This is a genomic window from Streptomyces sp. NPDC048650 (assembly GCF_043199095.1).
Lineage (GTDB): Bacteria > Actinomycetota > Actinomycetes > Streptomycetales > Streptomycetaceae > Streptomyces.
Genome location: NZ_JBICVM010000010.1, coordinates 221,104 through 246,455, shown reverse-complemented (window position 1 = coordinate 246,455; position 25,352 = coordinate 221,104). Strand labels below are relative to the sequence as shown.

22 protein-coding genes and 3 tRNA genes are annotated in these 25,352 nt (G+C 72.3%); 12 read left to right on the top strand and 13 right to left on the bottom strand.

From position 1 onward, the window contains the following. Position 1 precedes the first annotated feature (1 nt). The 3 genes from purL to purS are packed head-to-tail and all read right to left on the bottom strand — an operon-like array spanning position 2 to position 3,188. Positions 2 to 2,251, bottom strand: a complete 2,250-nt coding sequence (purL, locus tag ACGFML_RS27105; protein WP_393547931.1) for a phosphoribosylformylglycinamidine synthase subunit PurL — start codon at positions 2,249 to 2,251, stop codon at positions 2 to 4. Then, positions 2,248 to 2,928, bottom strand: coding sequence for a phosphoribosylformylglycinamidine synthase subunit PurQ (purQ, locus tag ACGFML_RS27100; RefSeq protein WP_393547929.1), 681 nt, complete (start codon positions 2,926 to 2,928; stop codon positions 2,248 to 2,250). Before purQ ends, purL begins: the two co-directional genes overlap by 4 nt. Beyond that, positions 2,925 to 3,188 (bottom strand): phosphoribosylformylglycinamidine synthase subunit PurS, encoded by a 264-nt coding sequence (gene purS / locus ACGFML_RS27095; RefSeq protein ID WP_393547927.1) that lies wholly within the window; start codon positions 3,186 to 3,188, stop codon positions 2,925 to 2,927. The genes purQ and purS overlap by 4 nt, the downstream gene beginning before the upstream one ends. Positions 3,189 to 3,486: 298 nt before the next feature. Between purS and ACGFML_RS27090 the strand changes: the two genes are divergently transcribed. The 8 genes from ACGFML_RS27090 (at position 3,487) to ACGFML_RS27055 (ending at position 8,316) form a co-directional block, all read left to right on the top strand. Beyond that, positions 3,487 to 3,807 (top strand): Lsr2 family protein, encoded by a 321-nt coding sequence (locus tag ACGFML_RS27090; protein ID WP_393547925.1) that lies wholly within the window; start codon positions 3,487 to 3,489, stop codon positions 3,805 to 3,807. Positions 3,808 to 3,925: 118 nt separating this feature from the next. Next, positions 3,926 to 3,997, top strand: a tRNA-Gly gene (locus ACGFML_RS27085). Between the two features lie 90 nt (positions 3,998 to 4,087). Continuing rightward, positions 4,088 to 4,160: transfer RNA gene (locus ACGFML_RS27080), tRNA-Gly, on the top strand. A gap of 222 nt (positions 4,161 to 4,382) precedes the next feature. Beyond that, positions 4,383 to 5,441, top strand: coding sequence for an ABC transporter ATP-binding protein (locus ACGFML_RS27075; RefSeq protein WP_393547923.1), 1,059 nt, complete (start codon positions 4,383 to 4,385; stop codon positions 5,439 to 5,441). After that, positions 5,438 to 6,250 carry an ABC transporter permease gene (locus ACGFML_RS27070; protein ID WP_393547921.1) on the top strand — a complete coding sequence of 271 codons (813 nt, stop codon included), beginning with the start codon at positions 5,438 to 5,440 and terminating at the stop codon, positions 6,248 to 6,250. Before ACGFML_RS27075 ends, ACGFML_RS27070 begins: the two co-directional genes overlap by 4 nt. A gap of 40 nt (positions 6,251 to 6,290) precedes the next feature. Next, positions 6,291 to 7,595, top strand: a complete 1,305-nt coding sequence (locus ACGFML_RS27065; protein WP_393547919.1) for a sensor histidine kinase — start codon at positions 6,291 to 6,293, stop codon at positions 7,593 to 7,595. Positions 7,596 to 7,603: 8 nt separating this feature from the next. After that, entirely contained in the window at positions 7,604 to 8,209 is a 606-nt protein-coding gene (locus ACGFML_RS27060; protein ID WP_393547917.1) for a DNA-binding response regulator, read from the top strand. A 34-nt stretch (positions 8,210 to 8,243) separates the two neighbouring features. After that, positions 8,244 to 8,316: transfer RNA gene (locus tag ACGFML_RS27055), tRNA-Gly, on the top strand. A 76-nt stretch (positions 8,317 to 8,392) separates the two neighbouring features. On the opposite strand, the gene ACGFML_RS27050 is transcribed toward ACGFML_RS27055, so the two are convergent. The 4 genes from ACGFML_RS27050 to purD all read right to left on the bottom strand — a co-directional run bounded on the left by ACGFML_RS27050 (position 8,393) and on the right by purD (position 14,618). Next, positions 8,393 to 9,292: a phosphoribosylaminoimidazolesuccinocarboxamide synthase gene (locus tag ACGFML_RS27050; protein ID WP_393547915.1), complete on the bottom strand. Its 900-nt coding sequence runs from the start codon at positions 9,290 to 9,292 to the stop codon at positions 8,393 to 8,395. A gap of 187 nt (positions 9,293 to 9,479) precedes the next feature. Next, positions 9,480 to 10,958: a N,N-dimethylformamidase beta subunit family domain-containing protein gene (locus ACGFML_RS27045; RefSeq protein WP_393547913.1), complete on the bottom strand. Its 1,479-nt coding sequence runs from the start codon at positions 10,956 to 10,958 to the stop codon at positions 9,480 to 9,482. 223 nt (positions 10,959 to 11,181) lie between these two features. Continuing rightward, positions 11,182 to 13,038 (bottom strand): hypothetical protein, encoded by a 1,857-nt coding sequence (locus ACGFML_RS27040; RefSeq protein WP_393547911.1) that lies wholly within the window; start codon positions 13,036 to 13,038, stop codon positions 11,182 to 11,184. Positions 13,039 to 13,352: 314 nt separating this feature from the next. Continuing rightward, positions 13,353 to 14,618 carry a phosphoribosylamine--glycine ligase gene (gene purD / locus ACGFML_RS27035; protein WP_393547909.1) on the bottom strand — a complete coding sequence of 422 codons (1,266 nt, stop codon included), beginning with the start codon at positions 14,616 to 14,618 and terminating at the stop codon, positions 13,353 to 13,355. Positions 14,619 to 14,887: 269 nt separating this feature from the next. Between purD and ACGFML_RS27030 the strand changes: the two genes are divergently transcribed. After that, entirely contained in the window at positions 14,888 to 15,742 is an 855-nt protein-coding gene (locus tag ACGFML_RS27030) for an SLATT domain-containing protein (protein WP_393547907.1), read from the top strand. A gap of 73 nt (positions 15,743 to 15,815) precedes the next feature. Here the strand turns inward: ACGFML_RS27030 and ACGFML_RS27025 are convergent, their stop codons facing one another. The 4 genes from ACGFML_RS27025 to ACGFML_RS27010 all read right to left on the bottom strand — a co-directional run bounded on the left by ACGFML_RS27025 (position 15,816) and on the right by ACGFML_RS27010 (position 19,504). Then, positions 15,816 to 16,466, bottom strand: coding sequence for a hypothetical protein (locus ACGFML_RS27025; RefSeq protein ID WP_393547906.1), 651 nt, complete (start codon positions 16,464 to 16,466; stop codon positions 15,816 to 15,818). 143 nt (positions 16,467 to 16,609) lie between these two features. Beyond that, on the bottom strand, positions 16,610 to 17,287 hold the full coding sequence (locus ACGFML_RS27020) for a GntR family transcriptional regulator (protein ID WP_393548006.1): 678 nt from the start codon (positions 17,285 to 17,287) through the stop codon (positions 16,610 to 16,612). Positions 17,288 to 17,432: 145 nt separating this feature from the next. Further along, positions 17,433 to 18,806 carry an aspartate aminotransferase family protein gene (locus ACGFML_RS27015; protein WP_393547904.1) on the bottom strand — a complete coding sequence of 458 codons (1,374 nt, stop codon included), beginning with the start codon at positions 18,804 to 18,806 and terminating at the stop codon, positions 17,433 to 17,435. Positions 18,807 to 19,027: 221 nt separating this feature from the next. Beyond that, on the bottom strand, positions 19,028 to 19,504 hold the full coding sequence (locus ACGFML_RS27010) for a hypothetical protein (protein WP_393547902.1): 477 nt from the start codon (positions 19,502 to 19,504) through the stop codon (positions 19,028 to 19,030). A gap of 142 nt (positions 19,505 to 19,646) precedes the next feature. Between ACGFML_RS27010 and ACGFML_RS27005 the strand changes: the two genes are divergently transcribed. Together ACGFML_RS27005 and ACGFML_RS27000 are read left to right on the top strand one after the other, a co-directional pair. After that, positions 19,647 to 20,357 carry a response regulator transcription factor gene (locus ACGFML_RS27005; RefSeq protein WP_393547900.1) on the top strand — a complete coding sequence of 237 codons (711 nt, stop codon included), beginning with the start codon at positions 19,647 to 19,649 and terminating at the stop codon, positions 20,355 to 20,357. A gap of 3 nt (positions 20,358 to 20,360) precedes the next feature. Then, positions 20,361 to 21,686: a sensor histidine kinase gene (locus tag ACGFML_RS27000; protein ID WP_393547898.1), complete on the top strand. Its 1,326-nt coding sequence runs from the start codon at positions 20,361 to 20,363 to the stop codon at positions 21,684 to 21,686. A gap of 185 nt (positions 21,687 to 21,871) precedes the next feature. Here the strand turns inward: ACGFML_RS27000 and ACGFML_RS26995 are convergent, their stop codons facing one another. Both ACGFML_RS26995 and ACGFML_RS26990 read right to left on the bottom strand, forming a co-directional pair. Further along, positions 21,872 to 22,666, bottom strand: a complete 795-nt coding sequence (locus ACGFML_RS26995) for a polyphosphate polymerase domain-containing protein (protein ID WP_393547896.1) — start codon at positions 22,664 to 22,666, stop codon at positions 21,872 to 21,874. Then, positions 22,663 to 23,406: a DUF4956 domain-containing protein gene (locus ACGFML_RS26990; protein ID WP_393548004.1), complete on the bottom strand. Its 744-nt coding sequence runs from the start codon at positions 23,404 to 23,406 to the stop codon at positions 22,663 to 22,665. The genes ACGFML_RS26995 and ACGFML_RS26990 overlap by 4 nt, the downstream gene beginning before the upstream one ends. A 268-nt stretch (positions 23,407 to 23,674) precedes the next feature. On the opposite strand from ACGFML_RS26990, the gene ACGFML_RS26985 reads away from it, so the two are divergent. Beyond that, a complete protein-coding gene (locus ACGFML_RS26985) occupies positions 23,675 to 25,330 on the top strand; it encodes a serine/threonine-protein kinase (RefSeq protein WP_393548002.1) in 1,656 nt (551 codons plus the stop codon). Positions 25,331 to 25,352 lie beyond the last annotated feature (22 nt).

Below are 25,352 nucleotides of genomic sequence, written 5' to 3'. Positions count from 1 at the left end.
GTCAGGCGATCAGCCCGGGAATCGTGGCCTGGTGCGACTCCTTCAGCTCGCTCAGCGGAATGCTGAACTGGCCCTGGACGTCGATCTCGGCGCCGTCGATCACACCGATGCGGGTGGCCGGCAGCCCCCGCGCACCGCACATGTCCGTGAAGCGGAGCTCCTCGCTGCGCGGGACGGCGACGATCGCGCGGCCCGCCGACTCCGAGAAGAGGAACACGAAGGGGTCGAGGCCGTCCGGGACGACCAGGCGAGCGCCCTTGCCACCCCGCAGGCACGACTCCACCAGCGCCTGGACCAGGCCGCCGTCGGAGAGGTCGTGCGCCGCGTCGATCATGCCGTCGCGCGAGGCCGAGATCAGGATCTCGGCCAGCAGCTGCTCCCGGGGCAGGTCGACCTTCGGCGGCAGCCCGCCCAGGTGGTCGTGCACGACCTGCGACCACGCCGAGCCGCCCAGCTCCTCGCGGGTGTCCCCCAGGAGGTAGATCAGGTGGCCCTCGTCGGCGAACGCGATCGGCGTGCGGCGGTTCACGTCGTCGATCACACCCAGCACGGCGACCACCGGCGTCGGGTGGATCGCCACGTCACCGGTCTGGTTGTAGAGCGAGACATTGCCGCCGGTCACGGGCGTGCCGAGCGTCTGGCAGGCGTCGGCGAGACCACGGGTGGCCTCGGCGAACTGCCACATCACCGCCGGGTCCTCGGGTGAACCGAAGTTCAGGCAGTCGGAGACGGCGAGCGGCTTGGCGCCGGAGGCGGCGACGTTGCGGTACGCCTCGGCCAGCGCCAGCTGCGCGCCCGTGTACGGGTCGAGCTTGGCGTAGCGCCCGTTGCCGTCCGTGGCGAGCGCGACGCCGAGGTTGGTGTCCTCGTCGATGCGGACCATGCCGGCGTCCTCCGGCTGCGCGAGGACGGTGTTGCCCTGCACGAACCGGTCGTACTGGTCGGTGATCCACGCCTTGGACGCCTGGTTGGGCGAGGCCACCAGCTTCAGGACCTGCGCACGCAGCTCATCGGCGTTCGCCGGGCGGGCCAGCCGCGCCGCGTCGTCGGCCTGGAGGGCGTCCTGCCAGTCGGGCCTGGCGTACGGGCGCTCGTAGACCGGGCCCTCGTGGGCGACGGTGCGCGGCGGTACGTCCACGATCTGCTCGCCGTGCCAGAAGATCTCCAGCTGCGAGCCGTCCGTCACCTCACCGATGACGGTCGCGATGACGTCCCACTTCTCGCAGATCTCCAGGAAGCGGTCGACCTTCCCGGGCTCGACGATGGCGCACATCCGCTCCTGCGACTCGCTCATGAGGATTTCCTCGGGCGAGAGGGAGGAGTCGCGCAGCGGCACGGTGTCCAGTTCGACGCGCATACCGCCGGAGCCGGCCGAGGCCAGCTCGCTGGTGGCGCAGGACAGCCCGGCGCCGCCGAGGTCCTGGATGCCGTCGACCAGGTCTTCCTTGAAGATCTCCAGGGTGCACTCGATGAGCAGCTTCTCCTGGAAGGGGTCACCGACCTGGACGGCGGGGCGCTTGGCGGGCTTGGAGTCGTCGAAGGTCTCCGAGGCCAGCACGGAGACGCCGCCGATACCGTCGCCGCCGGTGCGAGCGCCGTAGAGGATGACCTTGTTGCCCGCGCCGGACGCCTTGGCGAGGTGGATGTCCTCGTGCTTCATCACGCCGATGCAGCCGGCGTTGACCAGCGGGTTGCCCTGGTAGCAGGCGTCGAAGACGACCTCGCCACCGATGTTGGGCAGACCCAGGCAGTTGCCGTAACCGCCGATACCGGCCACCACGCCCGGCAGGACGCGCTTGGTGTCGGGGTGATCGGCGGCACCGAAGCGCAGCGGGTCGACGACGGCGACGGGCCGGGCGCCCATGGCGAGGATGTCGCGGACGATGCCCCCGACCCCGGTGGCCGCGCCCTGGTAGGGCTCGATGTACGAGGGGTGGTTGTGCGACTCGACCTTGAAGGTGACCGCATACCCCTGGCCGACGTCGACGACGCCGGCGTTCTCCCCGATGCCGACGAGCAGTGCGTCGTTCTCGGGAGCCTTCTCACCGAACTGCTTGAGGTGGACCTTGCTGCTCTTGTAGGAGCAGTGCTCGGACCACATGACCGAGTACATGGCGAGCTCGGCGCCGGTGGGCCGGCGGCCGAGGATCTCGCGGATACGCGCGTACTCGTCCTGCTTCAGGCCCAGTTCGGCCCACGGCTGGTCGGTGTCCGGCGTCTCTGCGGCGTGCTTGACGGTGTCCAGAGTCATGCGTTGACCAGCTTCTTCAGGATCGAGGTGAAGAATCCGAGGCCATCGGTACGGCCCGTACCGATCAGCGGCTCGACGGCGTGCTCGGGGTGCGGCATGAGGCCGACGACATTGCCCGCCTCGTTCGTGATGCCGGCGATGTCCCGGAGCGAGCCGTTGGGGTTCGTGTCGAGGTAGCGGAAGGCGACCCGGCCCTCCGCCTCCAGCATGTCGAGCGTGCGCTCGTCCGCGACGTACCGACCGTCGATGTTCTTCAACGGTACGGAGATCTCCTGGCCGGCCGAGTAGTCGGTGGTCCAGGCGGTTTCGGCGTTCTCCACCCGCAGCTTCTGGTCGCGGCAGATGAAGTGCAGGTGGTTGTTGCGCAGCATGGCGCCGGGCAGCAGGTGGGTCTCCGTGAGCACCTGGAAGCCGTTGCAGATTCCCAGCACCGGCATGCCGGCCCTGGCCTGCTCGATAAGGCTCTCCATGACCGGCGAGAAACGGGAGATGGCCCCGGCCCGCAGGTAGTCGCCATAGGAAAAGCCGCCGGGCAGGACCACGGCGTCGACCTGCTTGAGGTCCTTGTCGCGGTGCCACAGCGGCACCGCTTCGGCCCCGGCCACCCGAACCGCGCGCTGAGTGTCGCGGTCGTCGAGCGTGCCGGGGAAGGTAATGACTCCAATACGGGCGGTCATGACCCGACCTCGGTCGGCTCATCCACCCGAACGGTGAAGTCTTCGATAACGGTGTTTGCGAGGAAGGTCTCGGCCATCTCGTGGATGCGGGCGAGGGCGGCGTCATCGACCGGCCCCTCCACCTCGAGTTCGAAACGCTTGCCCTGACGGACGTCCGCGATCCCCTCGAAACCCAGGCGTGGCAGTGCGCGCTGCACCGCCTGCCCCTGCGGGTCGAGGATCTCCGGCTTGAGCATGACGTCGACGACGACGCGTGCCACTGGCACTCCCGGTGGTGTGGTGCGTAAGGCGGTGACCTCACAGTACCGTGTTCGAAAATCTACGCGCATAGATATCCGTTCCGCCCATCACGGTCCGGTATCGGCCGGAGTACCCGCAGAGGAAAATCCTCGAAAAGATCTAGAGTCCGGATTGCACAGGACACGCTGAGAAAATTAACTGGGCTTCACAATGCAATGCCCATAGCTGTACAAATGAAAAAGCATTGATCCCAATCAGCCGGATCTGCAGCATCGCCCCATGTCAACACGGGGTCGCTGCACGAAAGGACCGATATCCGTGGCGCAGCGCGTAGTAGTAACGCTCTCCGATGACATCGACGGCGGAGAAGCCGCAGAGACGGTCACCTTCGGATTGGACGGGAAGTCGTACGAGATCGACCTCAATCCCGCCAATGCGAAGAAACTGCGCGGCACGCTCGCCCCGTTCGTCGAGGCGGGCCGCAAGCGGTCGAAGTCCGGCAAGACCTACCACCGGACGGCGGTGAACCCCGACCCCGCCGCCGTACGGGCCTGGGCCCGCTCGCACCAGATGGACGTCCCCCCGCGCGGCCGGATCCCCAAGAAGGTCTACGAGGCGTTCAACGCCGCCAACCACTAACCAACTTGCCGGCGCTCCGCGGCCGCGCGCAGTCGACTTGCACAGCACCCCTACTGATCAGCTAGAGTCTGGAGCACGCCGAGGGGCGAGGCCGAGAGGCCGAACCTCACGGAGTCACGCGGGTGTAGCTCAGTAGTAGAGCGCCCCCTTTCCAAGGGGGAGGCGCAGTGTGCAATCCCTGTCACCCGCTCTGACTGCTCGAACGATCCTTGGCCATAAGAAGCTAAAGGATCAGGTAGAGTAGCTGTCGCGCCGCTCGGTGAAAGCCGGGTGGATGCCTGCGGACGTAGCTCAGTTGGTAGAGCGCAACCTTGCCAAGGTTGAGGTCGCGAGTTCGAGCCTCGTCGTCCGCTCAAAGAAAGAAGGCCCCGGTCATCGCGACCGGGGCCTTCTTCGTTTCCCGATGAGCGCTTCACCTCCCCTCGCCGCTCTTCACCGCGTCCCTCTTCACCGCGTGCGTCTTCTCCCTTGCTCCGTTCCGCCTCGCCCTCCGCTCGCGGGCAACTGACATTTGTCATCAGCTGCGATGACAGGTCGCACTGCCATGGGAACCGCAGCGGCGGAACGCTGGGTGCATGAACTTCGGGGAGAAAAGCAGCGGGGGTGCCGACTGCGGAGGCGCGAGGCACGCCGGATCCGGCGAACGAGTGATCGACGTCACGGGCCTGCGCAGACGGTACGGCGGCACCGGCCGGCGCGGGCAGTCGCGGAAGGGCTTCGAGGCGGTGCGCGGGGTCGATTTCTCCGTCGCACGCGGGGAGCTGTTCGCGCTGCTGGGGACGAACGGCGCGGGCAAGACCTCCACCGTCGAACTGCTGGAGGGGCTGGCCGCGCCGAGCGGCGGACAGGTGCGGGTGCTCGGCCACGATCCGTTCACCGAGCGGGCGAAGGTGCGGCCCCGGATCGGCGTCATGCTCCAGGAGGGCGGGTTTCCGTCCGAGCTCACCCCCGCCGAGACGCTGCGGATGTGGGCCGGGTGCACCAGCGGGGCCCGGCCGGTCGACGAAGCCCTCGAGGCCGTGGAGCTGGCCGGCCGGGCGGATGTACGGGTCAAGCAGCTCTCCGGGGGTGAGCGGCGGCGGCTGGATCTCGCGCTGGCGCTGTTGGGGCGGCCCGAGGTGCTGTTTCTCGACGAGCCGACGACCGGCCTGGACACCGAGGCGCGGCACCGGACCTGGGAGTTGGTCCGCGAGCTGCGCGACGGCGGGACGACCATCGTGCTGACCACGCACTACCTGGAGGAGGCCGAGGAGCTGGCGGACCGGCTCGCGATCTTGCACAACGGCCGCATCGCGGCGGCCGGGCAGGTGGCGGAGGTGGTTGCCACGCAGCCCTCGCACATCTCCTTCGAGCTTCCCGAGGGCTACCTCGTCGGGGATCTGCCGCCGCTGGGCGAGCTGGGCGTCGTGGGGCACGAGACGGCGGGGGGCACGATCCGGCTGCGGACGGACGAGTTGCAGCGGGCCGCCACCGGGGTGCTGATGTGGGCCAGGGACAAGGGCATAGCGCTGCGCGGCCTGGACGTCCGCTCCGCATCGCTCGAAGAGGCATTTCTGCACATAGCAAAAGGAGCGGAGAAGGAGATGGCGGCGGACTCGGGCGAGCGGTCGGAGAAGGCGGTGGCGCGCGTATGAGTGCGGAGGTGTGGAAAGCCGGCGCCGGCGGGGCAGTGCGTACGGAGACGGGGACGGGCGCACGACTGCTCGCCCTCGGACAGGCGGAGTTGACGCTTCTCGGCCGTAACAAATCCGCGCTGTTCATGACGCTGGTCATGCCCGTCACGATGGCATTCGCGATGAAACAGGCGCTGAGCGGAATGGACCTGTCCCGGCATGGCCTGTCGGTCGCCGCGGTGCTGCTGCCGTCGACGCTCGGTTATGCCCTGCTCTTCGGCGTCTACTCCAACCTGACGGGCGCCTATGTCGCCCGCCGCGAGCAGCTGGTGCTCAAGCGGCTGCGCATCGGCGAGTTGCGGGACCTGGAAATTCTGGCCGGGACGGCGCTGCCGTCGGCGGCGCTGGGGCTGGGGCAGTGTGCGCTGCTGGTGGCCCTGGGCAGCGCGGTGCTGGACACCGGGCTGCCCGCCGCCCCGCATCTGCTCATCGCCGGGGTCCTGATCGGCACGGTGATGGTGGTGGCGTTCGCCGCCGTCTCGTCCACCCTCGCCAGGACGGCCGAGGCCGCCCAGCTGGTGGTGCTTCCGTTGATGGTCCTGTCGCTGGGCGGGTCGGGGATGGTGGTTCCGCTGGACGTCCTGCCGGACCGGGTCGCCACCGTGCTGGAACTGCTGCCGTTGTCACCGGTGATGGAGCTGATACGCGCCGGCTGGAGCGGAAGCACGGCTGCCGGGGACTCCCTGAGGCAGCTGGCCGTTGGCTTGGTGTGGACGGGAATCGCGGTGTTTGCTGTGCGTCGGTGGTTCCGCTGGGATCCGCGGCGGTAGAGGTGTACGGCGGTGGTCGGCACAACGGGGGCGGGAGCGCATGATCGGGCGGTTGCTGGCGAAGTGGCGGATGCGGACCCGGCTGCAGCAGGTCGACGCGTACTTCCGCTGGACGCTGTATCTCCTTCCCTGGCTGGAGGCCCTCGGCTGCGTGCAGCCGGTGGCCGCCGCCGCTGCCGCCGGCGATCCGCTGCTCCTGGCCCTGGCCGTCACCGCCCTGGCCCTGTGCGTGACCCAGGCACTCGTCATGATCAAGGTGTTCCGGCACGCGCTGCGGCACTATCTGGAGCGGGGCCCGGCACCGGTCCGCATGCTGATCGTCTCGGTCCTGGTGGCCTTCGCCGTCGAGGCCACGCTGTTCTGGCTGATGTACCTGACGGCGCAAGCCAAGGGCGGGGGCCTGGCCAGCGCGGCGCTGGCGGCGCTCGCGGCCGTCACCCCGCCGTGCATGGGTTACAGCCTCGTCGTGTCCAAACGGCGCTTCATGGCGACGACGGGCCTGGTCGGTGCCGGACTGGTGCTGCTGATCGGGCTGCTGACGCAGTCGTGGGGGTGGGGGCTGTTCCTCGCGGCCTATCTGGTCGGAGCCGGTCTGTGGAGCTTTGTGATAGCGCGTCCCTCGGGGTGGATCCTCGCCGTGTTCTGGGAGCTGGACGCGGCGCGCGCCACCCAGGCGCGGCTCGCGGTGGCCGAGGAGCGGCTGCGGTTCGGCCGGGATCTCCATGACGTGATGGGCCGAAATCTGGCGGTGATTGCACTGAAGAGCGAGTTGGCCGTCCAACTGGCCCGACGGGAGCGGCCGGAGGCGGTCGATCAGATGGTGGAGGTCCAGCGGGTGGCCCAGGAGTCGCAGCGGGAGGTGCGGGAGGTGGTCCGGGGGTACCGGAAGGCGGATCTGCAGGCGGAGTTGGCCGGCGCGCGCTCGATATTGCTCGCGGCCGGCGTGGATTGCCGAATAGAGGGCACAGCCGGTGGGCGGTTGCCGTCGGCGGCGCAGGCGGCGCTCGGCTGGGTCGTCCGGGAGGGCACCACGAATGTGCTGCGGCACGCCACCGATGTCCGCCGCTGCACCATCCGGAACGACATCGATGCGCGACGCTCCGTCCTGGTGCTGACCATGGAGAACGACGGGGTCGGGGCGCCGCTGGGAGCCGTGCCCCAGCCCGCGTCCGGCAATGGCCTCAAGGGGCTGCGGGAACGGCTGCAGCCGTTGGGCGGGAGGTTGACCGCGGGTTCGGCGCCCGGTGGCTTCTACCGGCTGACGGTCGAACTGCCGATCGAAGCGGGCGGCGGGGATCCGGTGGGAGTGGGTGGCGGCGGGGCCGATGGGGTGAGTGACGGGTGAGCGGTCGGATGATTCGGGTGTTGCTGGCGGATGACGAGCATCTGATCCGGGGGGCGCTGGCGGCGCTGCTGTCGCTGGAGGACGATCTGCTGGTGGTGGCGGAGGCCGCATCGGGGCCGGAGGCCCGTGCGATGGGGCGGGCGCACGAGCCGGATGTGGCGGTGCTGGATCTGCAGATGCCGGGGGCCGACGGTGTGGCGGTCGCCACATCGCTGCGAGATGCGGTGCCGGCCTGCCGGTCCATGATCGTGACGAGTCATGGGCGGCCGGGGCATCTGAAGCGGGCGCTGGAGGCCGGGGTGCGGGGATTCGTACCGAAGACGGTGTCGGCGCAACGGCTGGCGGAGATCATCCGCGCGGTGCATGCCGGAAACCGCTATGTGGACCCGGAGTTGGCGGCGGACGCGATCAGCGCCGGGGACTCGCCGCTGACGGTCCGAGAGGCGGAGGTACTGGAGTTCGCCGGGGCCGGGGCGCCCGTCGCGGAGATCGCGGAGCGGGCCGCGCTGTCGCAGGGGACCGTGCGCAACTACCTCTCGTCGGCCACGGCGAAGCTGGGCGCGGAGAACCGTCATGCGGCAGCGCGCATCGCCCGCGAGCGGGGTTGGCTATAGTGGTGCCCGCACCGCGCGCCCAGGCCGCGGGCAGGCGGACGTAGCTCAGTTGGTAGAGCGCAACCTTGCCAAGGTTGAGGTCGCGAGTTCGAGCCTCGTCGTCCGCTCAAGGAAAGAAGAAGGGCCCCGGCCGGTAGAGATACCGGCCGGGGCCCTTCTGTGTGCCCTGTCGGGCCCGGCCGGCTACGACCAGGCCAGGCCGGTGAGGCGCTCGTACGCCTCGATGTACTTGGCGCGGGTGCGGTCGACGATCTCCTGCGGGAGGACGGGCGGCGGCTGGTCGCCGTTGCGGTCCCAGGCAGCGGCCGGGGAGGTGAGCCAGTCGCGGACGAACTGCTTGTCGAAGGAGGGCTGGGCGTGGCCCGGCTCCCACTCGTCGGCCGGCCAGAAGCGGGACGAGTCGGGGGTGAGGACCTCGTCGGCCAGGGTCAGCTGCTCGCCGTCGAAGCCGAACTCGAACTTCGTGTCGGCCAGGATGATGCCGCGTTCGCGGGCGATGTCCCGGGCCCGGCCATAGATGGCGAGAGTGGTCTGGCGGAGCTGCGCGGCGACGTCGGCGCCGACCTGGTGGACGACCTGCTCGTAGGAGACGTTCTCGTCGTGGTCACCGACGGCGGCCTTGGTGGCCGGGGTGAAGATCGGCGAGGGCAGTTCGGAACCGTCGACCAGGCCCTCGGGCAGCGCCAGACCGCAGACCGTACGGGACTGCTGGTATTCGATGAGGCCGGAGCCGGTGAGGTAGCCGCGGGCCACGCATTCGACCGGGGCCATCTCCAGGGACGTGCAGACCAGGGTGCGGCCTGCCCAGTCGGCGGGGGCGCCGGCCGGGACGTCGGTGGTGAGGACGTGATGGGGGACCAGGTCGGCGAGCTGGTCGAACCACCACAGGGACAGCTGGGTCAGGACGCGGCCCTTGTCCGGGATGTCGGTGGGCAGCACCCAGTCGTACGCGGACTGGCGGTCGGTGGCAACCATGATCAGTTGGCCGTCGGCGTTCTGGTAGAGGTCACGCACCTTGCCCGTGTGCAGGTGGGTGAGACCCGGGACCTGCACGGGCTCGGGCTTTTCTACGAAACCGGACACGCTGCCTCCGCGTAGGTTGATCCAGGAGTCACCTCGATTCTCGCGTATGCGGAAGGGGATCTTCGCTTCAGGGTCGCCGGGTGGGCGGCCGGGATGCCGTACGGGTCCGTCCGGGTCAGGCCATGGCGGTGCCCGCGGGCCGTGCGCTCGCCCGCGGAACCCGGGCCGTCGCTGCCTGGTGCCGCGCTCAGTCGCGCTTGCAGATGCGGTCCAGGAGGTTCGCCGTGGCGCGCTGGACCCGCTGGTCGATATGGCCGGGACGGTCGAGGGCCGGGGACCAGGCGAAGGTGCCGGAGGCGAAGACCCAGGCGCCGCTCGGGGCGCGGTAGAGGGACGTCTCCTGATGGCGCATGGTGCCCTCGCCGTCGCGGTACGGGGAGTGGGCGAGCAGGGTGCGGTCGGTGTGGTCGGGGAGGCTGGTACGCGGGAAGTAGCGGTCGGCCTCGCCCGCCACCAGGCCGGGGATCTCGTCGCCTTCGTGGGCGCCGGTGGCCTCCCAGAGCCAGTGGTCGCCGTTGCGGACGATGAGCGGGGCCGGTTCGGGCACCCGGCCGGCGTACTGGATTCCCATCAGGCGCTGCTCCGGGTCGCCCAGCTCGCGCCAGAGGGCGGGGCGGCCGGGCCCCTGCCGCTTGCGGCAGTTCAGGAGGGAGTCGGTGCCGGAGGGGGACGGGGAGAGCTCGACCTGCCAGTACATGGTGTTGGCGGAGAGGAAGACCAGGGAGGTGCCGGCGTCGCGGGCGTGCTCGACCGTCCGGCGCATGGGCACTGACCAGTACTCGTCGTGGCCCGGGAAGACCAGACCGCGGTAGCGCGTCGGGTCGACGCGTCCGGCGTGCAGATCGCGGGCGTCGGCGTAGGCGAGGTCGTAGCCGTAGCGCTCGGCCCAGCGGATGAAGTCGTAGGCGTGCCCGACGTGCAGGGGGAGGCCGGCGCCCGCGTACGGGCGGTCGAAGGAGACCGTGGTGGCGGCGTCCTGCTCGCCGAGGAGCGCGCCCTTCTCGTCCCAGGCGTGGTAGAGGCTGGCGCCCGTGCGGCCGTCCTCCGGGTAGAGGTTGTACGCCTGCCAGGTGACGTCCGGCAGCAGCAGGAGGAGGTCGGCGGGGTGGTCGTCGCGGACCGTGAACGGGATGTGGGAGCGGTAGCCGTCGGCGGTGGTCAGCACGGCCACGTAGGCGCCGAGCTGCCAGTAGGCGGGCACCTGGAGGCGCCAGGAGAGCCACCAGTGGTGGCAGGAGACGGTGCGGTCGGCCGTGAGCGGGTTCGGCTGGACGATGCCTGCCAACCGCGGGCTGGTCGTGATCTTGGAGGCTCCGGCCCCCGCGTAATGGCCGATGCGGTAGACGTCGATGCTGAACGGCTGCGGCGGGTCGACGGAGACCCGGAAGTCGATCGCGTCACCGGGGGCCACCGCGCCGGTGCTGGCGAAGCCCTTGATCTGGCGGCGGACGTCGTCGGCCGTACGCGGGCCGTTGTGCTTGCGCGGCACCGGGACCCGCAGATCGCCCTGGGCGACGGCGGGGTCGACGTACCACGGGACCACCTTGCCGGAGTCGAAGTAGTTCTCGCTGCCGCGGAGCCAGGGCAGCGGGCCCTGCCCGAACGGGTCCGTGACCGCGTGGGCGAGAGCGCCCGACTCCCAGCGCCTGATCTGTTCCGTGCCCACCTTCCGCTCCCCTCCCGCGTTCCCCGTTGTCCGCGGCCGGCGATCGGCCGTTTCGGTATGACAGGTTGCGTGATGTCCCCACCGCTCCAGAGCGGCTCCAAACCCAGCACATCACATTACGCACCCACTCCGTCACCCTTCGTCGTGAATTTAGAGGGCGTTGGCCCGAAAAACGAACTGAAGGGGAACATTCAGCCGGAGCCGCCGGGGCCGGAGCCCCGGCTCACACCAGCCTGACCGGCTTCTCCGGGCGGACGCCGACCGTGGTCAGCCAGCCGCGGAGCGGTTCGGCGTCGCCGTCGTCCACCAGGCTCAGCACCGGGTGCCCGAGGTCGGCGCGACGGGCGCCGTCGACCATGAGGGCCGGGCCGTCCAGCCAGTCCAGGCCGGGGGCGGCGCCCGCGGTGTCCACGGCGGCACAGCACACCATCGCCGTGACGTGGTCGGCGAGCAGCTCGCGGCCCGTGCGGGGCGGTTGCAGCGGGAAGAGCGGGAGGCCGCCCTCGGCCAGGCCGTCGCCCCAGGCCACCCCCGCCGCGGTCTCGTGCGCGAAGGAGGAGTGGGCGGCCTGGCGGGCCGCTTCCTCGCGCTCCTCGCGGGCGACCTCCGCCCCCAGCCGGGCCGCAACGAGATCACCCGCACGGTCGTCATGCGCCAGCCGGTCGATGACCCGGGCGAGGGTGGGCCCCACCGCGGGTCCCACCGGGGCCACCGCCAGCTCGTGGGCGGCCAGGCCGGGAGGGACGTGGCCGGCCGGCGTGCGGCCGTCGGGCCGACGGGCCGACGAGCGGGGGCCGGCGGCCGTGCCGGCGGGGGTGCGGGCGAACGGGCGGGACGGGCCCGCCGCCGGATCCGCCGGCGGCGCCGCGCCGGCCGACGGGTCCGTGCCCTGGCCGGCCGATGGCACGTCCGCCGCGGGCAGCTCGTCCAGGACCCGGTGCAGACGGGCGGCCTCGAGGCGCCACTTACGGTCCACGACCTCCTCCGGATACTGGTTCCAGGCCACCGGGGACCAGTCGGGGCCCGGTTCGGGCGGACCACCGTGGAAGAGCCGGGCTGCCAGCAGGGAGGCGGCGCGGTCGATGGCGCCGGGCTCCTCCAGGAGGTCGCAGGCGGGCCGCTCGCCGAGCCGGGACGTGAAGCCCTCGGCGAGGCGGTCGCGGCGGGAGAGCTCGGTCAGTGCGGAGACCACACCGGCGTCCAGCCGGGACGGCCAGCGGCCCATCCGCCAGGCGGGCAGCGCCACCCTGGTCAGCAGCCGGTCCCAGCCCGCGTACGCCAGCCCGACCTGTTCCTGGGCGACGATCCGGAGGCCGTAGTCGACGCCCTGGGCGCGCTCGGAGGCGGCCGCGGCCACCCCGCGCTCCATGATCGTGGCGTGGTCGCGGCAGGCGCGCAGCAGCATTCGCGCCACCCGGCCGACGAACCGGAGCGGCAGGGCGCGCAGCGGGCCCGCGGGCCGGGCTGAGACGGCGACGGCTGCGTCCAGGCCCCGGATGAAGCGGCGGGCGGCCGCTATGTCGGGGTGCGCGGAAGGGCCGGTGCCCGCCACGACCGGGGCGAGGAGGGCGCGCAGCTCGGCGACCCGCATCCACCACAGGAACGGCGAGCCGATGACCAGGACCGGCGCCTGGGGCTCACGGCGGCCGTCGGCCTCCGGGAGGGGGCCGTGGGACCGGTGTGTGCGGTCCTCCAGCCAGCTGTCGCAGTCGGGGGTGAGTGCTATCGAGGACGGCGCCGGGACCTCCAGGCGCTCCGCGAGATCGCGTACCAGGCGGTAGAGATCGGGAGCCGACTTCTCGGAGATGGGCACGGAGGGGCTCAGCGCGGGCCGGGCGCGGACGATGACCACGGTCACCAGCAGGGCCAGGAGCAGCACCGGCACCGCCAGGCCGGCCACCGCCCAGCGGGCCGTGTCCCAACCACCCGACGCACCGAGATGGCCGGTTGCCCGGCCGACGAAAAGCACTACGGCGACGGCCGCGGGCAGCAGCGCCACGGCCGTCGCCGTGCTGCGGATCCGCAGCACGGCGAGGGCGCGGGCGCGCGCCGCCAGGACGCCTGTTTCCGGACTTGCCACGAGCCTGTACACCCCCTGCTGTCCTGGTGGAACCGGACGGAGAGAACACGGGACGACGGACGAGAACTGTGCGTTGCGCGGGGCGAGCTAGCTCGCTCACCACCACTGTGGCAGCAGCCACTGACATCGCAATGCCGGTGAGCCACTTGCCGGACGCCGCGGCTGCGGCCGCGCCGATTTCCGGCACGGCCACCGCATGGCGCCTGCGCGGCACCCTAGTTGGGAAGGGTGATCCCGTCAGCGGAAATCTGACGTCGTCACTCGATGGAATGGCTTTGGGCAAAGCCGGGAACCAGCCGGGACCCGAAGGCCGCTCAGCCCTGAGCGGCGTCCCCGGCCACCTTGGCCGCGATGTCCGTGCGGTGCTGGGAGCCGTCCAGGGAGATCCGGCCCACCGCGCGGTAGGCACGCTGCCGGGCGGTGGTGAGGTCGGAGCCGGTGGCGGTGACCGACAGCACTCGGCCGCCCGCGCTGAGTACCGCGCCGGAGCCGTCGCGCCGGGTACCCGCGTGCAGCACATACGCCGTGGGGGCGTCCTGCTCTGCGACGTCGGCGAGGCCCGAGATCGGGTCGCCGGTGCGCGGGGTGTCCGGGTAGTTGTGCGAGGCGATGACGACGGTGACGGCCGCGCCGTCGCTCCACCGCAGCGGCGGGAGGGTCGCCAGGGTGCCGGTGGCGGCGGCGTGCAGCAGCCCGGCCAGCGGGGTCTTGAGACGGGCGAGGACGACCTGGGTCTCCGGGTCGCCGAAGCGGGCGTTGAACTCGATCACCCGGACGCCGCGCGAGGTGATCGCCAGGCCCGCGTAGAGCAGCCCGGAGAAAGGCGTGCCGCGGCGGCGCAGCTCGTCCACGGTGGGCTGCAGGACGGTCGCCATGACCTCGTCGACGAGCTTGGGGTCCGCCCACGGCAGCGGGCTGTACGCGCCCATGCCGCCGGTGTTCGGGCCCTGGTCGCCGTCGTAGGCCCGCTTGAAGTCCTGGGCGGGCTGGAGCGGGACCACGGTCTCACCGTCGGTGACCGCGAAGAGGGAGACCTCGGGGCCGTCGAGGAACTCCTCGATCACGACGCGGTCGCAGGCCAGGGCGTGGGCGCGGGCCGCCTCGACGTCCTCGGTGACGACGACGCCCTTGCCTGCGGCCAGGCCGTCGTCCTTGACCACGTACGGGGCGCCGAACGCGTCGAGCGCCGCGTCGATCTCGGCGGGGGTGGTGCAGACGTAGCTACGGGCGGTGGGGACGGCCGCGGCGGCCATCACGTCCTTGGCGAAGGCCTTGGAGCCCTCCAGCTGGGCGGCCTGGGCCGAGGGGCCGAAGACCGGGATGCCGCGCGCACGGACGGCGTCCGCGACGCCCGCCACCAGGGGGGCTTCGGGGCCGACGATGACCAGGTCGGCCTCCAGGCCGGCCGCGAGCTCGGCGACGGCCGTGCCGTCGAGGGCATTGACCCCGTGCAAATCGGCCACCTCGGCGATACCGGCGTTGCCGGGAGCGCAGTGCAGCGCGGTGACGTCGGGGTCGAGGGACAGAGAGCGGCACAGGGCGTGTTCGCGGGCGCCGCCGCCGATGACGAGGACCTTCACGGGGGCAGCCTAGTCGCCCTGGGCGGCGGGCCGGGCCGCGGGCCGGGGCGGCCGGAAACCGTCTGCCGTCACCGGGGCCCTTCTTGGCGGCAACTCTTTCGAGTGAGGCGCCCGGTCGCCTTATACCGGATCCACCACCACTTCTGGGCGGAAATCAGGGGATCTTGCGAGGGACGCCAACCGTTCGGCGGTAGGAATGGGGGCTGCGCGCAACGGCCGTCTCGTATGTCACGCAGCGCACCGCACGGACCGTACTAGAGGGAGCACGGGTGAGTCAGCCGGAGATGCAGCCCGAGGGGCTTCCCCGGAGGGAGGGCGGGCAGCGGCGGGGGTACGGCCGCGAGTGGCGCTGGGACCGGTACCGCGACCGGGACCGGAGCCGTTTCCCGGACCGGGAACGGGAGCGCCATGACGCCTACGGCCGGGAGCCGGACCGGATCCGGGGCCGCGAGGACCTAGGAGGGCGGCTGTTCCCGCTCGGCGACTGGGGTGAGCCGGCCGACCGCCTGGACGCGCTCTATCTGTGGACCGAGGAAGGCGCGCTGCGCGCCGCCGACTGGTATCTGCACAGCCGGCAGACCAAGCGCCGCGGCGCGCGGACGCTGCGGCTGGGCAGCGCGGCCGGGGTGTCGGTGGGCGGTCTGCTGCCGCTGCTGGACTTCGCCGGGGTGCTGGACGGCGGGGCGCCGTGGGGCTACCTCTCGCTGCTGGCGGCGGCGGTGTGCGTGGGGTGCGACCGGTATTTCGGGGTGACCGCCGGCTGGATGCGGGACCTGGCCACCGCACAGGCGATCCACCGCCGGCTGGAGGCGCTGCAGTTCGACTGGGCGTCGGAGAGCGTGCGCGAGGTGCTCGGGCCGACCGAGGGCACCGCGAGCGAGGCGGCGGAGCGTTGCCTGGGGGTGCTGCGGCGTTTCAACGAGGACCTCGGAGAGCTCGTACGGGCCGAAACGGCGGACTGGATGGCCGAGTTCCGGGCCGGGCCGGTGCCGTCGGCGACACAGGGGCTGGTGCCGTGGGCGGCGCCGCGGCAGGAGAGCGTGGAGCCGCCGGCCCGGTTCGTGCTGCCGCCGGGCACCCGGCCGAACATGCCGCGGCAGCGGCCGCCGGAGCCGGGGCGCTGAGCGGCCCCGCCGGTGCAGGGCGACGAGCGACCGGCGCGCCGGGGCGGAGGGCCCCGGCGCGCCGTGGCACCCGTCAGCTGAAGACGATCATCGAGCCCTGCCCCAGGCTCCTGGTCGCCGCCGCGTGCAGCCCCAGCCAGACGTGCCGCTCCCTGGCGAACGGTCCGTCGTCCAGGGGGGCGGCGCCCGCCCGTTCCTCCAACGTGGTCGGTCCGGCCGGCGGCTCCGGTGCGGCGGGCGGATTGGCCGGATCGATGCCCAGGCAGGGCGCCACCACTTCGAGTTCGCGCAGCAGTCCGTGCGACGAGCCCAGCGGGCCGCCGCCGTCCAGGAGTTCGTCGTCGGCCAGCGGGTGCGGGAAGTCGACCGGGACGTAGGCGCCCGCGTGGTCGTAGTGCCAGACCAGGTGGGACTGCTGCGCCGTCGACTCGAACATCTCCAGCAACTGCTCGTAGTCGCCGCCCAGTTCGTCCACCGGCGTCACCTCCAGGCCGCACAGGCGCAGGAGGTAGGCGCGGCGCAGGAAGTGCAGCGCGTCGTAGTCGAAGCCGGCGACCGGGGCGACATCGCCGGAGAGGCCCGGCATGTAGCTGAAGACCGGGATCGGCGGCAGGCCCGCGTCCGTCAGGGCCTTGTCGTAGGCGGCGATCTCTTCGGAGAACGGGTTGTCAGGGCTGTGGCACAGCACGTCCACGAGGGGCACCAGCCACAGGTCACATGCCACGAGTGAGGGCTCGCTTCCGGTCGGGGGACAGGGCACCGGCACGTCCATCAAGCCAAGGGCACGGTTACGGGACGCCCCATGACGGCCGATGGTCGGGACAGCGTAGTGCTCACCGCGCATTCCCAGTAGTACTGGTCGTGGCACTATCCGCGCATTCCCACAAGGGCGAGCGAGTGTTCGTTGTAGTCGGCGATCAGCCGCTGGGCCTCGGCCAGGTCGTACTGGACGAGGGCCTTGGCCAGCTGGCTGTGGCTGTGCCAGAGGGCGCCCTTGAGGTCCTCGGTGCGCCGCAGCAGGGGCACCGCGAACATCCAGGTCTGGACGCGGACCCGGTCGAGGAAGTCGCTGATGTACGGGTTGCCCACGATGCCGCTGAGTTCCCGCCAGAACCGCAGGTCGTAGCCGATCAGGACGTCGAGGTCACCGGCCCGGGCGGCGCGCTCGGCCTCGTCGGCGCGGCGGCGTACGGAGATGAGGACCTCGGCGGGGGTGGCCCGCAGCGCGCGTTCGGCGCCGCTGCGGAAGATGCCCTCGATGATCAGGGTGCGGGCCTCGACCATCGCGACGAAGTCCTCGGTGGTGAAGGCGTGCACCTTGAACCCGCGGTGCTGTTCGACGTCGAGGAGGCCCTGGGCGCACAGGTCGAGCAGCGCCTCGCGGACCGGGGTGGCGGAGACGCCGTACTGCTCGGCGATCTCCTTGACGGTGAAGGGGTGCCCGGACGGCAGCCGGCCGGCCAGGACCTCGTCGCGCAGGGCGTCGGCGATCTGCTGGCGCAGGGTGCTGCGCCGTATGAACGAGCTGTCTCCGCCGACGGCCATCGTGAGCGTCTCCTTCGACGACTTCATGACCGCGCAGAGGGGATGCGGCCCGGGCCAACGATAGGCGAGGGCCGCGGCGGCCACGCCCCGTACCTGGGACGATACGTCCCCGGCAGGTCGGGTGGCCGCCGCTGCGCCGTTCCGGTCAGGCCGCTTCGGTGTGCGCGTCCGCGGCCGTCAGGGCCTCGTCCAGAATGCTCAGACCCTCCTTGGCCTCGGCCTCGGTGACCGTGCAGGCCGGGACGACATGCGTCCGGTTCATGTTCACGAAGGGCCACAGTCCGCCGCGCTTGCAGGCCGCGGCGAATTCGGCCATCGGGGCGTTGGCGGCGCCGGACGCGTTGTACGGCACCAGCGGCTCGCGGGTCTCCTTGTTCCGGACCAGTTCGAGCGCCCAGAAGACGCCCGTGCCGCGGACCTCGCCGACGGAGGGGTGCCGCTCGGCGATCTCGCGCAGCGCGGGGCCGATGACCGTCTCGCCGATGCCGGCGGCGTTCTCGACGATCCGCTCCTCGGCCATCGCGTTGATGGTGGCGACGGCGGAGGCGCAGGCCAGCGGGTGTCCGGAGTAGGTCAGACCGCCGGGGAAGGGCCGCTGGTCGAAGGTGGCGGCGATTTCGGCGCTGATCGCCACGCCGCCCAGCGGGACGTAGCCGGAGTTGACGCCCTTGGCGAAGGTCAGCAGGTCGGGGGTGACGCCGAAGTGGTCGGCGGCGAACCAGCGGCCGGTGCGACCGAAGCCCGACATGACCTCGTCGAGGATGAAGACGATGCCGTGGCGGTCGCAGATCTCGCGGACGCCGGCGAGGTAGCCGGCCGGCGGGACCATGATCCCGGCGGTGCCCGGGATGCTCTCCAGGATGATCGCCGCAATGGACTGCGGGCCCTCGAAGGCGATGGTCTGTTCGAGGTGGGCGAGGGCGCGCTCGCACTCCTGCGCCTCGCTCGTGGCGTGGAAGGGCGAGCGGTAGAGGAACGGGCCCCAGAAGTGCACGACGCCGGCCGAGGCGGTGTCCGAGGGCCAGCGGCGCGGGTCGCCGGTCAGGTTGATCGCGGCGGCGGTGGCGCCGTGGTACGAGCGGTAGGCGGAGAGCACCTTGGCACGGCCGGTGTGCAGCCGGGCCATCCGGACCGCGTTCTCCACGGCCTCCGCGCCGCCGTTGGTGAAGAAGATCTTGTCGAGGTCGCCGGGGGTGCGCTCGGCGATCAGCCGGGCGGCCTCGGAGCGCACGTCGACGGCGAAGCCGGGCGCGATGGTGCACAGCTTCGCGGCCTGCTCCTGGATCGCCGCGACGACCTTGGGGTGCTGGTGGCCGATGTTGGTGTTGACCAGCTGGGAGGAGAAGTCGAGGTAGCGGTTGCCGTCGTAGTCCCAGAAGTACGAGCCCTCGGCGCCCGCGACCGGCAGCGGGTCGATGAGGCCCTGCGCGGACCAGGAGTGGAAGACGTGCGCGCGGTCGGCGGCCTTTACTGCCGCGCCCGTGGCGGGGTCGGCGGAGGCGGAGGGCGTCGTGGTCACGGTCAGTACCTCGGATCGGGTCGCTCGGGCCGCCGGTGGACAGGCCCGGCGAACGCCCTCAGCCTAGGGATCACGGCCCGTCGGCGGGTACCGACAACCTGTATGGCACTCACCACGTGCACGGACAGAATGTCTACGGGTCGGCCGGATTGTCTGCGGGGTTGGAGGAAGCTCCAGTCGGTGGCGGTGGGCGCTCCAGCCGGTGGCGGCGGGCGGTGCGCTCAGTCCTCGCGGGGCGGGGCGGCCGCCGGGCGTCCGCCGGCGCAGTGGATCGCGTACGGGCGGTCCGCACCGTCCTCGTCGTTCAGCGGCTCGAACTCCAGGGCCGCGGTGGCCGCCGGCCCACGAGAGACGTCGTCGTCCACATGGAATCCGGCGTCCGGGCTCCAGGCGGTGAGGTAGACCCGGCCATCGGGACGGCAGACCGCGGTGACGCTGCCGCCGGTGACCCGGACGGTGCGGGCGGGGGGCGCGGCGGGGCCCGCGGAGCGGGACGGCCGAGTGGGCGGCGGCCCCTGGGCACCGTCGGCGGAGCGGGCTTCGGCGAGTCGCCGGCGCACGGCCGCGTCGTCCAGGGTGACGGCCCGCGCGTTGCGGTCCCCGATACCGCTGTCCGTGGACGCCAGCGCCCAGGCTCCCAGCCCACCCGCCGCGGCCAGCCCGGCCATCCAGGCCGCCGCCGCACCCCGCACTGCCACGGCCGTCACCTCCCGTCGTCCGCACCAGCCTCGCGCACCCTTCCCTAACGCCCGGTTAAGGCCCGCCCAAAGCTCGCGGGCATTCGCCCTCGTCGGCGGCCCGACCTCCCCCGGGCGTATCGGCGCTGGCTACGGTGGCTGCATGCCCCATGTACTCGTCGTCGAGGACGACCCGCAGCTGCGTGGTGCGCTGATGCGGGCGCTGCGCGACCGCGGCCACGCCGTTGCCACCGCCGCGACCGGGATGTCCGGGCTCGACACCGCCGTCACCGACCGCCCCGACCTGGTGGTCCTCGATCTGGGACTGCCCGATGTGGACGGCGCGCAGGTGCTGCGGATGCTGCGGGCGGTCAGTGACGTCCCGGTGATCGTCGCCACCGCGCGGGACGACGAGCCGGACATGGTCGCGGTCCTGGGCGACGGCGCCGACGACTACATCGTCAAGCCCTTCGGTGCGGCCCAGCTGGACGCGCGGATCAAGGCGGTGCTGCGGCGGCTGGGTGCCGAGGAGGCGGAACCGGTGATCCGGGTGGGCGAGTTGGCGCTCGACGCGGGGGCGCGCGAGGTGACGCTGGCGGGGGCGGCGCTGGAACTGACGCCCCGGGAGTTCGACCTGCTGGCCTATCTCGCCCGGCGCGCCGGACAGGTGGTCTCGCGACGCGAACTGCTGGCGGAGGTGTGGCAGCAGCCGCTGGGCGGCGCCGACAAGACGGTGGACGTCCATCTGTCGTGGCTGCGCCGGAAGCTGGGGGAGACCGCGCAGCGCCCCCGGTATCTGCACACGGTCCGTAGGGTGGGCGTGAAGCTGGCGCCGCCCGGGGGCGTCCGGGACGGCGCGGGGCAGGAGCCGTAGGGCGTGCGCCACAGCATCCTCCGCCTCACCGCCGCGACCACCGCCCTGGTGCTCGCCGCTCTGCTGGTGCCACTGTCCCTGCTGGCGCGCAGCCACGCCGCCGACCGCGCCACGGCCGACGCCACGGCGCGCGCCCACTCGCTGGCCACCGGCCTCGGGCGGAGCCTCGCCGAGCCCGCCGGCCGCCGTGCCGCCGCCGCCATCGTCGCCTCCGCCAACGGCCCCGACCTGCCGCGCACCTCGGTGATCCTCGCCGACGGCACGGTCCTCGGCCCGGCTGCGCCGGTCACCGACGCGGTGCGGCTGGCGCGCTACGGGCGGGCGTTCTCGTACGAGCCGGCCGGCGGCGGCCGGGCGGTCCTGGTCCCCGTACAGGGGGTGGCCGGCGGTACCGCGGTCGTCCAGGTCGGGCTCGGCGACCGGCAGCTGTACGCCGGGACGCTGACCTCCTCCCTCGCCTTCGCCGGGATCGGCGCCGGGCTGATGCTGCTCGGCCTGCTGTTCGCCGACCGCCTCGGCTCCCGCCTGGTCGGCTCCACCCGCCGCCTGGCCGCCGTCGCCGACCGTCTGGCGGGCGGCGATCTGACCGCCCGCGCCGAGCCCTCGGGCCCGCCCGAACTCCGCCTGGTGGCCGGGCAGCTCAACCACCTCGCCGACCGTATCCACGGCTTTCTGACCGCCGAGCGGGAGAACGCCGCCGACCTCGCCCACCGCCTGCGCACGCCGGTCGCCGCGCTGCGCCTGGACGCGGAGGGGCTGCGCGATCCGGCGGAGGCGGAGCGGATCGCGGCGGATGTGGCGGCGCTGGAGCGCAGTGTGGACGAGGTGATCCGTACGGCCCGCAAGCCGCTGCGGGAGGACGGCGACGGGCCCGTCCGCACCGATCTGGCGGCGGTGGTCCGCGCGCGGTCGGACTTCTGGCGCCCGCTGGCCGAGGACCAGGGCCGCGCCCTGACCTGCACCGCTCCCCCGGTCGGCACCCCGGTGCCGGTCGCCGCCGATGCGGCCGAGCTGGCCGCCGCGGTCGATGCGCTGATCGGCAATGTCCTCGACCACACACCGGAGGGCGCCGGGATGCGCCTGACGGTCGCGGGCGAGGCGCCGGGCGGGCGGCTGACCGTCGAGGACGACGGCCCCGGCTTCCCCGCCGGCCACGTCCCCGAGCGGGGCCGCAGCGGGGGCGGTTCCACCGGGCTCGGGCTGGACATCGTGCGCCGCGCCGCCCAGGAGTCGGGCGGCGCGGTGGAGTTCGGCAGCGGGGCGGGCGGCGGTGCCCGCATCACGGCGACGTTCGGCGGCGGGGCGGAGGGGCGGGGCACCCGCCGGTAGGAATCCGCCCGTCAGGAATCCGCCCGTCAGGAGTCCGCCGGCAGGAATCCGTCCGAGCCTGAACTGCGCCCCGCCGCGGCCGGTTTCACGTGAAACAGTCGGTTCACGCGGAACGGCCGGTTCATGTGAAACAGCCGGTTCACGCGAAACAGCCGGTTTCACGTGAAACGGTCCGCCCGTCGTCCTCAGGCCGCCGTGGGGAACGCCGTGCGGACGGCCCGCTTCCAGTGGTTGGCGGTGAGGTCCGGTCGCAGTGCCGACAAACCCCCGCAGTACTTGGTGAATTCGGCGGCACGGATGCCGTGGCCGTGTAAGAGTCGGTCCGCCTCGGTGAGATGGCCGACGGTCTTGGTCTCCACGAGAACCAGTCCGCCGTCGGCGCGTACCGTGCGCCCGGTCTCCAGGTCCCGGCAGAGCAGGGCCGCGTCGCAGGTGATGCGCTGGCCGTCGGCGACGAAGGTGGCCCGGGTGTAGTCGGTCTCCATGGAACGGCCCAGCTCGGTGGGGGCCGCGATGCCGTACGAGCGGTCCAGCACGGAGGCGAGGAAACCGCGCGGCGCCGGGCCCAGGGCCGCGGCTCCCGGCATCAGCGGCTGCCGGTGCTTGACCGTCTCGCCACGGCGGCCCTTGAGCTTGATCTCGAACTGCCGCTCCCCCGTGTCCTCGTACAGCCGCTCGCGGATCTTGTAGCGCAGTCGGCGGCCCTGCCGGTGGTCGTGAAAGGACCGCAGGTCGGGGGTGTCGTAGTAGACGGAGTGATAGCGGAACCAGCGGCGGCCGTTGATGCAGAGCGCGGCGAACGGGCCTCCGGGGCGCCGCCGGTCGGTGAGCTCGGCCGCGAAGTCGGCGAAGACCTCGACGGGGACGAGGTAGCTGTTGTCGTAGCGGGCGAGGAGTTCGGCGCGTGCCTGGACCTCGGCGAGCGGGACCGGACGCGCGGCCATGGCGGCGCGGGCGAGGGCTCGTACGGCGGGAATCACACGGTCTCCTTGGCAGGGGGCTGGGGACGGGCGATCGTGCGGGGCCGGGCGGTGCTCCGCTCCGGGTCCGGCGAGGTGTCCGGCGAGGTGTCCTTCGCCGGATTCCGCGGCGCGGTCCGTGACGGGTGCTGCGCCGCGGGATGCGGGGCGGCAGGCGTTCTACGTTCCGTACCCAGGGAAAGTTCCGGGACGCGGAACCTGACATCCACCACCATCAGATCCCGGACACAGTCCACCTGTTGGACCGTCCACTTCAGCGGCTCGCCGAGCCGCCCGGCCAGGTCGGCACGGAGGGCCTCCTGGCTGGAGTGCACCACGTCCAGGGTGATCACCACGCGGCGCGTACCGGACAGCAGCCGCGGGTGGTCGGCGACATGGATGACGAGCAGGAGCAGCGCGGCGAGCCCCCCGACGACGGCGAGCGGGAGGTGCGGCAGCGCGCACAGCAGCCCCAGCACCAGCGTGGTGAAGTAGTACGCAACCTCCTGGTGCTGGACGGAGTCCGAGCGCAACCGGATGATCGACAGCACCCCGAACAGACCGAATCCCAGCGCCATCCCGCCGTTCTCACCGACCCTGGCCAGGGCCGCGACCACCGAGAACAGCGCGACATTCAACGCGAGATAGGCCGGAACCAGATCACGGCGCCGGTGGCGCGGGTAGTACACGGCGAAGGTGAGCGTCCCCACCGCGGTCAGATCGATCGCCAGCCGCGCGGCCAACTGGCCGTAACTCTCCATGATGTCCACCACTCTCCTGCGTGCCGCGCCGGCGTCGGCGGCCGGGCGGTTCCGGTCGTCCGGATTCCGTCCAGCACACTAGGAACGGCCGGGTTAAGCGCGCCCCCACCGCGAGTTAAGGATCCAGGGGTGCTCCGCCGCTGCCGGCGCGCGCGGCCCTGGATATCCTCACCGCGGAAGCGGGGCCGGGGCAGGACGGATGCGGGGGAGAGGGCGACGAATCGTGGCACAGCAGGGACGTACGGGGCAGGCAGGGCAGCCCGGAGGGCTGACGCCGCTCATCGCCGGGGATCCATCGCGGATCGGTGACTATCGGTTGATCGCGCGGCTCGGCGAGGGCGGCATGGGCAAGGTGTTCCTGGCCCGTTCGGACCGCGGACGTACGGTCGCCGTCAAACTCGTCCGCGGCGAACTGGCCGGCCAGGAAGAGTTCCGGGGCCGCTTCCGGCGCGAGGTGCGCGCCGCACAACAGGTCGGCGGCGAGTGGACCGCGCCCGTACTGGACGCGGACACCGAGGCCGAAACGCCCTGGGTCGCCACCGGTTACATCGCCGGGCCCTCGCTTCAGCAGGTGGTCGGCGGCGGCACCACCCCGCTCCCCGAACGGACCGTCCGCATCCTGGCGGCCGGTCTGGCCCGCGCGCTCCAGGCGATCCACGCCGCCGGGATCGTCCACCGCGACCTCAAGCCGTCCAACGTGCTGATCACCATCGACGGCCCCCGCGTCATCGACTTCGGTATCGCACGCGCCCTGGAGGCGCTGGCCGACAACGGCATGACCCGCACCGGCGCCACCGTCGGCTCGCCCGGCTTCATGGCCCCCGAGCAGGTGCGCGGCGAGGCGATCGGCCCGGCCTGCGACGTCTTCTGCCTCGGCTCGGTCCTGGCCTACGCGGCCACCGGGCGGCAGCCGTTCGGGACGGCCGCAAGCGGTGTGCACGCGGTGATGTACCGCATCGCCCAGGAGGAGCCCGACCTCTCCGGGCTGCCGCCCGGACTGCACCCCCTCGTCGCCGCCTGCCTGGCGAAGGATCCGGCGCACCGCCCCACCCCCGCACAGCTCGTGGCGATGACGGAGGACGCCCTGGCGTACTCCGCGGACGAGGACGAGCCGTGGCTGCCGGGGGCGCTCATCGCCCGGCTGGGACGGCACGCCGTCGAACTGCTGGAGGCCGAGAACCCCGAGGGCGACCCCGGCGGCCACGGCGCCGGGGCCGCGCCCTACCCCCCTGGCCCCGCCGCGCCCTATACCCCCGCCCCCGGGGTGCACGCGATGCCGACCTCGGTCTCGCCCGCGGCCGCGCCCCCCACCCCGCCGCCGGGACACGCTCCGCCCGGCGCGACCCCGTACCCGCAGCAGGGGCAGTACACGCCCCAGGGCCAGTACGGGTACCCACCCGCGCCGCCCGCCCCCACGCCGCCCGCCCCGGCGGCGCACCGCCCGCAGCGCCGGCGCCGCCGCAGCGGATCCGCCCTGACAGCCGCCGTCGTGCTGGTCCTGGCCGCCGCCGGCGCGGGCACCGCGTTCGCCCTGCTGAACGGGAACGACGACGGTGTACGGCCTTCGGACGCGAAGGGCGGAGCGCAGGCCGTCAAGGGACGCATCCCCGCGGGCTACCTGGGCACCTGGGAAACCCGGGACGGCAACGGCACCGCGGACCTCCGTCTCACCCTCAAACAGGGCACGCCGGGCGACACCGTGCTGACCATGACGGCCACCGGGCCCACGTACCGGTGCGAGTTCGCGGCCGCCCTGAAGAAGGCGGGGCCGCCGGTCCGCCTGGGGCCCTCGAAGGTGGTCGCCGGGCGCCCGGCGCAGAGCTGCAGCCCCGGCTCACCCAGCAGGCTGGAGCTGGTGAACGGCGGGCTGCGCCGCTCGATGGACAACGGCAAGACGCCGCTGATCTACCACAAGACCGGTTGATCCGGGCGTCGTTGCGCTGCCG